Below are 10,346 nucleotides of genomic sequence, written 5' to 3'. Positions count from 1 at the left end.
GTACCGTGTCCCATCAACTACCGCAACGTCGACCGCTATGCCGGCGTGCATCGCGACACGTACTTCGATGACCGCCGCGACGGTTCGCGCGACGGACGTGATCGCAACGACGGCGTGCGTGGTCGCGACGGCGATCGGAATCGACCCGACGTGGGCAACACGGGCCGCACGGCACAGCCACGCGATGACCGCCCGGTCGCCACACCGGACGGATACCGGAACGGCGGCCGCGATCGCGGCAACGACGCGCCGCCGGCACCGCGCACGCCTCGGCCGGAGATGTCCGCGCCTCAGGAGCGCCGCAACGAACCGCGCGCTCGCGACATGAGCGTGTCCCCCGAGGTGCGGCGGGTGCCGCAACCGCGGAACGAGCAGCCGCGGAACGAGCAGCCGCGGAACGAGCAACCGCGGAGCGAGCGGCCACGCGTCGAGCAACCGCGAAACGAGCCGCAGCAGCGCGAACGTGCGCAACCTGCGCCGCGACAGGACCAGCCGCGGCCGCAGCAACCGCGTCAGGCCCAGCCGCAGCAGGGCGGTGAGCAACGCTCGGCCAAGCCACGAGGGGCGCGGGGCTCCGGCGGCGATGCGCGTCGGTCCCCCGAGCAATCGGAATCCGGAGCGTACTGAAGGCGTACCGGGCAAACGAACGGGGGTGTCGCGCCATACGCGGCGCCCCCATTGTCGTTCAGGGAGGCGCGTCTGCGTATCCGGTGTCATCATTCCCGGTATGACCGAAGGCTACTCCCATGCTCTGCGATACCCGGGCCGCGCGCGCACGGCGGCCGGTCTGTTGGCGTGTCTCCTGACCGGCGCTGACGCGCTACTGGCCCAGACTCCAGTGGCGCGCGTCAGTGGCTTCGCATTCGACAGCATCACCATGCGCCCGCTGCCCGGCGCGCTGATCCAATTGGTGGCCGCGACAGACCCCACACGGGTTCGTTCCGCAACCTCCGACGAACGCGGCGCCTACGCCATCGATTCGGTGCAGGTCGGCACGTACCTGCTCGGATTTTTTCATCCGCGGCTGGATTCGCTGGGCATCGAAGCGCCGCTGCAACAGGTAGACATTCGTACCCCGGGCGAAATTCGCGCGCAGGTTGCCATTCCGTCCGGACGCACGCTGGTGGCACGACTGTGCGGACCAACCATCGCGCGCGATTCGCTGGGGCTGTTCATGGGAGTCGTGCGCTCCGCGCGCGGTGAGGCGCTGCCGGCCCCCGCCCGCATTCGCGCCCAATGGACTGAGGTGCGACTCGGCCCGGCCGGCCTCGAGCGGCGGTCTCCAACCAACATCGTCACCACGTCACCCACCGGGAGTTTTGCCATCTGCGGAATCCCGGTCGAAGGGACATTCCGGACGCGCGCGTTCGTGGGCGGTGATTCCAGTGGATTTGTCGAGCTCGAGGCGCCGCGTGGTGGACTGCTCTATCGCGACATCTACGTTGGCGCGGCAACGAAAGCACCGGAGTCCGGCGGGGCGCCCCGATTGTCGGCTCCGGTCCTTCGCGGTAACGGCGCGCTGCGCGGTGTCGTGCGCAGTGCCACCGGCCAACCGGTGCGAGATGCGCGGCTGGTGATGTGGGGTAACGGTCGTGAAGACACCACCAGTGCCAGCGGACAGTTCGCCATGCAGTCCATTCCATCGGGGACGTACACGCTCGAATCCCGCGCCATCGGCTACTTGCCGAAGCGTATCGTGGTCGATGTGCCCGACGGCAGCGAAGGGGTGGCGGCGCTGGTCATGGAGGCGTTTGTGCCGACCGTTGATACCATGCGCATTCGTGCCAATGCCAATCCGCGCATCAACCAACTGGCGGATTTCGAGCGACGTAAACGCGCCGGCGGTGGGTACTTTCTGGACGAGACCCAGTTGGCTCGGCGCAATCCGATGTACAACTCGGACATCTTCCGCATGGCACCGGGCACATCCATCATTCCCGCCGATATGGTGGGCGACCGGATCATGATGCGTGGCGCGGCCGGTGGTGGGTCGTGCGTGCCCGCCGTTTTCCTGAACGGCATGCCCGTGGTCAACGTCGACGGCAATCTGGACAACATCGTCAACCCGCAGCAGGTGCGTGCCGTCGAGATCTACTCGCGGACCGCCAGCGTGCCGATCCAGTTCCAATCGCAGAACGGGTGCGGCTCAATCGTTATCTGGACTGGAGCGCGCCGCCCGTGAATGCCCAACCCCGCCCCGCCTGCCTGATTACCGGCTCCGCCACTGGCATCGGCGCCGCCTGCGCCCGTCTGTTTGCCGCCCGTGGCTGGGATGTCGGCATCTGCACCCTCGATGACGAGACGCGACAACTCGCCGAATCGGTGGAGGGTGCGTGTCAGGTTCTCGGGGCGCAGACGTTGCTGATTTCGCTCAATGTCACGCAGGATGCCAGCTGCATCGCCGCGGCCGCCGCCATGTCGGCGCACTTTGGCCGTGTCGATGCCCTTGTGAACTGCGCGGGCACCACGCGCTTTGTGCCGCACGCCGATCTCGATGCGTTGCCTGCCAGTGAGTTCACCCGCACGTACGATGTAAACCTCATCGGCACGTTCCAGATGATTCGCGCCTGTCGCGATGCCCTCAAGGCCAGCGGCCGTGGCGCCGTAGTGAATCTCTCGTCCATTGCCGGCACGGCGGGATTGGGATCGTCGGTGGCCTACGCCGCGTCCAAGGGCGCCGTGAGCACACTCACCCTGTCGCTGGCGCGCGCGCTGGCGCCCGATATCCGGGTGAACGCCATCGCACCCGGCTATGTGGTTGGCGGATTGCCAAGTCGTGTGCTTGACAGCGCCAAGCTGGAGTCGGTCGAAGCGCACTATCTCAAGACGCAGGCATTGCCGCGATTTCTGCAAGTAGACGAGGTGGCCGACCTGGCCTACTTCCTCGCGGCGTCAGCACCCGGCATGACCGGCGAGATCATTCGCATGGACAACGGACTGCACCTGTATGCCTGACGCGCCGCGAATCGGGTTCATCGGCACGGGGCTCATCGGCACGCCAATGGTCGAGCGGCTGCTTGAGTGCGGGCTGCCCGTCACGGTGTGGAACCGCACCACCCACAAGGCCGCACCAGTGGTGGCCTTGGGCGCCACGCTGGCCACGTCGGCGCGCGCACTCGCCGAACAATCAGACATTGTGTGTCTGTGCCTCACGAACACCGGTGCCGTGGACGACGTGGGTGTTCGGCACGCAAGGCATCAGCGGGTACTGCGCAGCGGGCAGCTGGTGGTGGACTTGTCCAGTATCGCGCCTGATGCGACGGTGCAGATGGCCGTGCGACTGTCGACGGAGACGTCGGCCCGTTGGATCGATGCGCCGGTTTCCGGCGGACTCCCGCGCGCGCCGGGCGGTTGATCGTGTTCGCCGGTGGAGACGCGTCGGATATCGCGCGCGCCTCGCCGGTGTTCGATGCACTATCGCAGCGGGTCACGCACATGGGCGGTCATGGTGCCGGACAGTTGGCCAAGAGCTGCAACCAGATGATCGTGGCGTGCAACCTCATGGTGATTGCCGAAATGCTGGCGTTCGCGCGCGCGGCGGGCATTGACGCCACGCGCATGCCCGAGGCGCTGGCGGGTGGATTCGCCGACTCGCTCCCGCTCCAGATATTCGGCACGCGCATGGCGAATGGCATCGATACGCCACGCATCGGCGCGTTGGCGACGTTCGCCAAGGATATCAATCAGGTGGTACGGCTGGCCTCCGACGTCGGCACCTCGGTGCCCATGAGCACGCGCGCGGCGGAGCTCTACCGCGACGCGGGTGTGCACGCGGCGGTCGGCGCCGATGCCGACGTGTCTCGCGTGATTCACATGTTCGACGTCGAGCCGAGGGCATTGTGACGCGCCGATTCCGATCGGCAACGCTGCACGAAGGGTTGTTGCGTGCACCCACGCGCAGCTTTTTGCAGGCGTTGGGACAGGACGACGACGAGATCGCGCGTCCGCACGTCGGCGTGTTCCACACCGGCGGCGAAATGAGCCCGTGCAACCTGAATCTCCGCGATCAGGCTCAGCACGCCAAAACCGGCATCTACGCGGCGGGTGGCATGCCGCACGAATGTCCGGTGGTGTCCGTGTCCGACGGCTTGTCCATCGCCCATTCCGGCATGCGGTTTTCGCTGGTGTCGCGTGAACTGATTGCCGACAGCGTTGAAGCATCAACCCGCGGCCATCAATGGGACGGCATCTACGCCATTGGTGCCTGCGACAAGAATCTGCCGGGGCTCATGATGGGCATCGTGCGCTGCAACGTGCCCGGCGTGTTCGTGCATGGTGGATCGGCGCTACCGGGTCACTTTCGCGGGCGCGACACGAACATCGGCGAAACGTATGAGATGATCGGCAAGGTATTGGCGAACGAAGCGACCGCCGATGAGCTGTCCGAGATCACCCACGCCTGTCTCCCCACGGCCGGCGCCTGCGCCGGTCAGTTCACCGCCAACACCATGGGCATGGTGTCGGAAGCCCTCGGCCTGGCGCCCATCGGTTCCAGCATGGTGCCGGCCGTGTACAGTGAGCGCGCGCCGCTCATGCGCCGTGCGGCCGCCGCGCTCATGCGCGCCGTGATGCATGACGCACCGTTGCCACGCGACATTGTCACGCGCGATGCGCTGGAGAATGCCTGCGCGGTGGTGTCGGCGACCGGCGGGTCCACCAATGCCGCTTTGCACATCCCGGCCATCGCCCACGAGGCGGGGATTCGATTCCACCTAAACGACGTGGCCGAAGTATTCGCGCGCACGCCGCTCATTGCCGACTTGCAGCCTGGCGGCCGGTTCCTCGCGCGGGATCTCTACCATGTGGGCGGTGCGGGTGTGGTGATGCGGGCATTGCTTGACGCCGGTGCATTGCACGGCGACGCCATGACGTTCACCGGCCGTACGCTGGCGCAGGAACTGGCCGTGGCCGCCACGCCCGATGGCGAGGTGGTGCGCACCGTTGCCAATGCGCGATCAATTGATGGTGGCGTGACGGTCCTCAAGGGCAACCTCTGCCCCGACGGTGCACTGCTCAAGACCGCAGGGCTGGCCACGCTGGTGCATCGCGGACCCGCCCGCGTGTTCGAATCGGAGGAACACGCGCTGGAGGCCGTGCGCCAACGCCACTACGAGGCTGGTGACGTGCTGGTGATTCGCAATGAAGGGCCGCGGGGCGGGCCCGGTATGCGCGAGATGCTTGGCATTACTGCGCTCATTTACGGACAGGGAATGGGCGCGAGTGTGGCGCTGCTGACCGATGGCCGCTTCAGTGGCGCCACGCGCGGACTGTGCATCGGCCACGCCGGTCCGGAAGCAGCCGATGGCGGACCGATTGCCGCACTGCGCGACGGCGACATCATCGAGATTGATGCGCGACCGGACGCACGACGCATTCACGTGGTACTCGGTGACGCCGGGCTGTTGTCGCGCCTGACGTCGCTCGCCGCGCGGCCGGCCAGCGCGCACGGCGGGGTGTTGGAGAAGTACGCCCTCACCGTGCGGGCCGCGCATCTGGGCGCCGTGACCCATTCAGGGGCCGTGCATTGGCCCCGTGACGTATCCCTTCCGTCCACCTGACCGCACGGGCCGTGTCCACCGACGCGAACGCTTCGCCAGACTGGATTGAGCAGTTGTACGACGAGCTGCGGGTGCTGGCGCACTCCCACCTGCGGCACGAGCGTACCGGGCACACGCTGTCCACCACTGCGCTCGTGCATGAGGCATACCTCCGACTGTCCACGCAGTTGGGTCTGGCCAACCTCGACCGCTCGGAGTTCTTTGGCGCGGCGTCGCGCACCAGTGCGTCGGGTGCTGGTGGACCACGCGCGCGGCGAAATCGGACCAAGCGAGGCGGCGGTGCGGATGTGCTCCCGCTTGACGACCACACGGCGGCTTTCCTGACCGATGATGAGGCCGACGATCTGTTGTTGCTGGATGACGCACTGACGCGCCTGCGCCTGCTCGATCCGCGCGGCGCGGACGTGGTGGAACGACGATTCTTTGCCGGGCTATCGCTGGACGAGGTGGCGGAATCGCTGGGAGTATCCAAGAAGACCGTACAGCGGGATTGGATCATCGCCCGCGCCTGGTTGCGCAAGGAGATTGCGGGCGAAGGACCGATGGTGTTGGAGGATGAGTCACGCTGACGGTGTCCATCTCCCGTCGACGATGACGCCATGTATGGCATGGATAACCCCCGCCGCCAGACGCACTCGCACTTTGTCGGATTCACCCCGTGACGCATTCTGACTGGGACAGACTCGCCGATCTGTTTGAACGGGCGTTGGCGCAACCCGACGAATCGCGACGCGCCTTCCTGCGCGAAGCCTGCGGTGGCGACCATGCGCTCGAGCGGGAACTGCGCGCGATGCTGGCCGCGGTTGAGGATTCGGCGGAGCTCTCCCTTGAGCGCAAGCTGCTCTCGTGGGAGGATGATGCCACGGGCGATTCGGACGCCCTGCCCGCCGGCACGCGCGTGGGCGCCTGGCGCATTGGCGATCCCATCGGCCACGGCGGCATGGGCGAAGTGTACCGGGCATCCCGGGCGGACGGGGATTTCAGCCAGACGGTGGCCATCAAGGTCATGCGACACGATGTGCGCGGCGTGGCGGCACTGCGTCGCTTTCGCACGGAGCGCATGTTGCTGGCCCGTCTGTCACACCCCAACATCTCCGCCATTGTCGACGGAGGCACCGCACCTGATGGCCGTCCATTCCTGGCCATGCAGTTCGTGGATGGCGTGCCGATCACGCGGTACTGCGATGAACATCACCTGGATCTCGACAGCCGACTCCGCCTGTTCACGACCGTGGCGCACGCGGTGCATCACGCGCACGTGCGACTCATCGTGCATCGGGATATCAAGCCGTCCAACATCCTGGTCTCCACGGATGGCCGGCCGGTCTTGCTGGACTTCGGCATCGCCAAACTGCTCGACCGCAACGACGCCGCGCCGGACCGCACCCAGACGTCGCATCGCCTGCTGACGCCGGAGCATGCCGCGCCCGAGCAGGTGCGCGGTGAACCAGTCAGTACGGCCACCGATGTCTATGGTCTGGGCGTGCTCCTGTTCGAATTGGTGACCGGCGTGCGTCCATTTCGTGGCGCCGGACGGTCGGCCAGCGATCTGGAGCACGCCATCGTGCACTACGAACCGCCAACGCCCAGCGCCGTCGCCACCCGGTTGCCTGAACGCGCGCATTCGCGGCGATCTTGATCGCATCGTGGGCATGGCGCTGCGCAAGGAACCGGATCGTCGATACGGTTCGGCCGAACAGTTTGCCGAAGACGTCACACGGTGGATCGGCCGTATGCCCGTGCGCGCGCAGCGGGATACCTTCACGTATCGGGCTCGGCAGTTTGTCCGGCGCAATCGCGGCGCGGTCGCCGGGGCAACGGCATTCGTGGTGCTGCTGGCCGCATCCGGCATAGTGGCTTCCCTGCAGGCCCGCGCCCGGTCCCGTGAGCGGGATACTGCGGTGCGCGAGCAGGCCATGGCCGAGGACGTTGTTCGCGTTCTCACCGATCTGTTGAAGCAGTCCGATCCCCGGGTGCTCCCTGGTGGAGACACCATGCGCGTCAAGTCGTTTCTCGATCGCGCCGACACGGAACTGGAATCCCTCACCGAACAACCCGAGCGTCAGCTTCGCTTGCGGCGTGTCATGGCCGACGTGCGCGCCAGCCGCGGCGAGTACGCCATCGCGGAATCGTTGTTGGCCGCCGCCTACCGGCGAGGACAGACGGCACTGGGAGCGCGACACATCGAAGTCCTGCGCACCCGACAGAGCCTTGCGCGGGCGATGTTCTCGCACCGCGGTCCGCAGGTCGCCCGCCCCTTGCTGGACAGCGTGCTGGGGGAAATGCGCACCACGCTCGGGACCGGGAATGACGACGTGGCGTCGGCCTACGTCGACCTCGCCACGGCGACCACCAACCCGGAAGTCGCCACCGCATTGATCGACACATCGATCGCGCTGCGCGCGAAAATCGGCACGGGGCGTGACTCGCTGAGCATCGCCACCCTGCTGGATGCGCAGGGCGCGCAGCACTTCGTACGCGGCGAATTCGCCGAAGCGCGAGCGCTGTTCTCGGCGGCGTTGCGCATCCTCGATGCCCGATTGCCGCCCGACCACGTCACGCGACTCAGCACGCTCGGCAATCTGGCGGCCACGGAAAACGAGCTGGCCAACTGGACGGCGGCGGAACGGCTGGCCACCGAAATTCTCACCTATGAACGGAAGACGACGATTGGCGCAGAGGGCGTGGCGCGTTCGCTGGAACAGTTAGCCGTCATCCACGCCAATCTCGGACAGTTCGCCAAAGCGGAGACCGAAGAACGCGAGTCCATCACGCAACTCAGGACGCGCATGGACCCGTCACACGAGTTGATCGACAACAGTCTGCGCAACCTGGCCATCATCGTCAGCGCGGGAGGGAAGCCGAAGGCCGGACTCGCCCTGCTCGACTCGGTGGTCGCTCGGCGTCGCATGGCAGGCGACTCCGCGCTGGCTGCCTACATGGAGGCCCAGCGCGTGCCCATGTTGCTCCGCCTGGGCCGCGCGCGCGAGGCTCCGGCCAGTGTCGTGGCGCTCAACGCCCTGTTGCCGACATTGGCCCAGGCCTCGCGCTGGCATGGCGACGCGGCGATGTATGCCGGCATGGCGGCCATGGCGAACGCACAACACGCCGTAGCGCTCAACCGATTGACCGCGGCGGTGGCACGGTTTGACGCGAGATATCCGCGGGACCACCCACGCCGCGCCATGGCGCATTGCGCGCTGGGCGCCGCCATGGCGTACCAGCGCGATTCGCGCGCCGCTGCGCCGCACCTCGTTCCCGCGTGCGACCGACTGGCCACGTGGGCGCTGGCCGACTCGTCGGTGGCTGCGTGGGGGCGGCGCGCCCGCTAGATGGTGCGCGCCCGTAAGCGTCGCGATGCGTTGCGCTATCGCATGCCGAATACGCGAACCTGCGCGCCGACCGCGAATGGTATTGGCATCATACCAGAACTCGATGCTCTTGATCACGCGCTCGTTGCCGTCCAGGTCGATGGCGCGACTCTCGCCACCGGCGGGAATGGTGTTGCGCATTTCCACACGCTGATCGCTGCCGTTGCCGAAATGCACCAGCACCCGGTGGAAGTCCACGGAAGCGCGTTGCACCGTGAACTTGATGCGCCGGAAATCGCCGCGCGCCGAGGTCACGGTGATGACATCGTGATCAACGCGGTCGTTCACTTGGCGCGTGCCCAGCAGGTCCCAATCGGCGCGCGCGCCGGCCCGGGACGGTGCGCAGCCGATGAATGTGGCCAGAGCCAGGACGCTCAACGTGCGAAGCATGTGTGCACTCCTCTACTTGGTGTGGGTGGAGAAGAACGCCCAGAAGACGCTGGCGAGACTGAGCGGATGGTTGGTACCATTGGGGTATTCATGCGTCTGCCCCTTGATCACCGAGAAGAGCATTTCGGTGCCCGCCGATGTCGGCGTGGTCCAACGAAACGTGATCCCTGATGTGGTGGACGTGGTGGTATGCGTACTGTTAAGACCCAACCGCCCCAGAGAGATAGAGCCTATCAGGCGAAACAACCCGATGTCAAGCACGCTTTCCGTGAGCGGGAAGCCCTGTGGATAGCCGGCAGTCGCCGCCAGGTCCTCATCGAACTCGCCGACCGTGAAATAGAATGGCACCGTGCTGAAGGTTGTGGGTGCGAGCTCATCGAATCCCGATGACGATGCCACGGCCGCGAAGAGGTCCGACGCCTCGGCCCAGAGCTTGGATGAGAAGGACCCGCCATTGGAGAACCCGGTGACATAGAAGCGTTTGGGATCGGTCACATAGGTGGTCTTCAGGAACGACACCATCTGGCGCATGAACTTGACGTCATCGGCGAATGTCTGTCCGGCCACGCACGGTACCAGTCCGGCAATTGTCCACTTGGTCGTGTTCTTGGGTTGGCCATTGTCGACGTAGCAAATCGAACGCGACGACGGAAAGACGGCAATGCACTTCACCTCTTCGCACTTCTCCTTCCATCCACTGGTGTTGTAGAACTTCTGACCATCGCCGCTGGTACCGTGCAGCATCACCACCACCGGCAGTGCCTGCGTCGTCGATACCCCGCCGGGCGTGTACACGATAAAGTTGCGCGTGAGGCCGTCCACCGTGAGGTCGTGCGAACGAGTCGCCGCCGTGGTGAGGGTGGTACCGGGCGTTGGATTGGTGGTCGCGCTTTCGCCGCTGCAACCCGCCAGTATCAACACCGCGAGCAGCACCGCTGAGATTCGTTGCATCGTCGCCTCTGAAGAAAATGGGGCATGGATACTCCACTTCCCTCAGCGCGATGTTTCCAGCAAGACATGGACATCC

General features: G+C 66.1%; 7 protein-coding genes and 2 pseudogenes. 7 read left to right on the top strand and 2 right to left on the bottom strand.

Going from position 1 to position 10,346, the window contains the following annotated elements:
• Positions 1-290: 290 nt before the first annotated feature.
• Positions 291-440, bottom strand: a pseudogene (locus IPP90_23475) (pentapeptide repeat-containing protein).
• 287 nt (positions 441-727) lie between these two features.
• Here IPP90_23475 and IPP90_23470 point away from each other — a divergent pair.
• The 7 genes and pseudogenes from IPP90_23470 (at position 728) to IPP90_23440 (ending at position 8,890) form a co-directional block, all read left to right on the top strand.
• Positions 728-2,182, top strand: coding sequence for a carboxypeptidase regulatory-like domain-containing protein (locus IPP90_23470; GenBank protein ID MBL0173592.1), 1,455 nt, complete (start codon positions 728-730; stop codon positions 2,180-2,182).
• Positions 2,183-2,205: 23 nt separating this feature from the next.
• Positions 2,206-2,955 (top strand): SDR family oxidoreductase, encoded by a 750-nt coding sequence (locus IPP90_23465; GenBank protein MBL0173591.1) that lies wholly within the window; start codon positions 2,206-2,208, stop codon positions 2,953-2,955.
• A pseudogene (locus tag IPP90_23460) lies at positions 2,948-3,843 on the top strand (NAD(P)-dependent oxidoreductase). Before IPP90_23465 ends, IPP90_23460 begins: the two are co-directional and overlap by 8 nt.
• Positions 3,840-5,558 (top strand): dihydroxy-acid dehydratase, encoded by a 1,719-nt coding sequence (locus IPP90_23455; GenBank protein MBL0173590.1) that lies wholly within the window; start codon positions 3,840-3,842, stop codon positions 5,556-5,558. Before IPP90_23460 ends, IPP90_23455 begins: the two are co-directional and overlap by 4 nt.
• Before the next feature lie 11 nt (positions 5,559-5,569).
• Complete coding sequence (locus tag IPP90_23450; protein ID MBL0173589.1) at positions 5,570-6,127, top strand: RNA polymerase subunit sigma-70; 558 nt, start codon at positions 5,570-5,572, stop codon at positions 6,125-6,127.
• Between the two features lie 89 nt (positions 6,128-6,216).
• On the top strand, positions 6,217-7,197 hold the full coding sequence (locus IPP90_23445) for a serine/threonine protein kinase (protein MBL0173588.1): 981 nt from the start codon (positions 6,217-6,219) through the stop codon (positions 7,195-7,197).
• Positions 7,198-7,204: 7 nt separating this feature from the next.
• Positions 7,205-8,890, top strand: a complete 1,686-nt coding sequence (locus IPP90_23440; GenBank protein ID MBL0173587.1) for a tetratricopeptide repeat protein — start codon at positions 7,205-7,207, stop codon at positions 8,888-8,890.
• Between the two features lie 441 nt (positions 8,891-9,331).
• Here IPP90_23440 and IPP90_23435 read toward each other — a convergent pair whose 3' ends face one another.
• Positions 9,332-10,270 (bottom strand): prolyl oligopeptidase family serine peptidase, encoded by a 939-nt coding sequence (locus IPP90_23435; protein ID MBL0173586.1) that lies wholly within the window; start codon positions 10,268-10,270, stop codon positions 9,332-9,334.
• Positions 10,271-10,346: the final 76 nt, after the last annotated feature.

The organism is Gemmatimonadaceae bacterium (assembly GCA_016720905.1).
Taxonomy (GTDB): Bacteria; Gemmatimonadota; Gemmatimonadetes; order Gemmatimonadales; family Gemmatimonadaceae; genus Gemmatimonas.
Note: the sequence above shows the minus strand (reverse complement) of the source record. Positions and strands in the feature narration are given on the sequence as shown.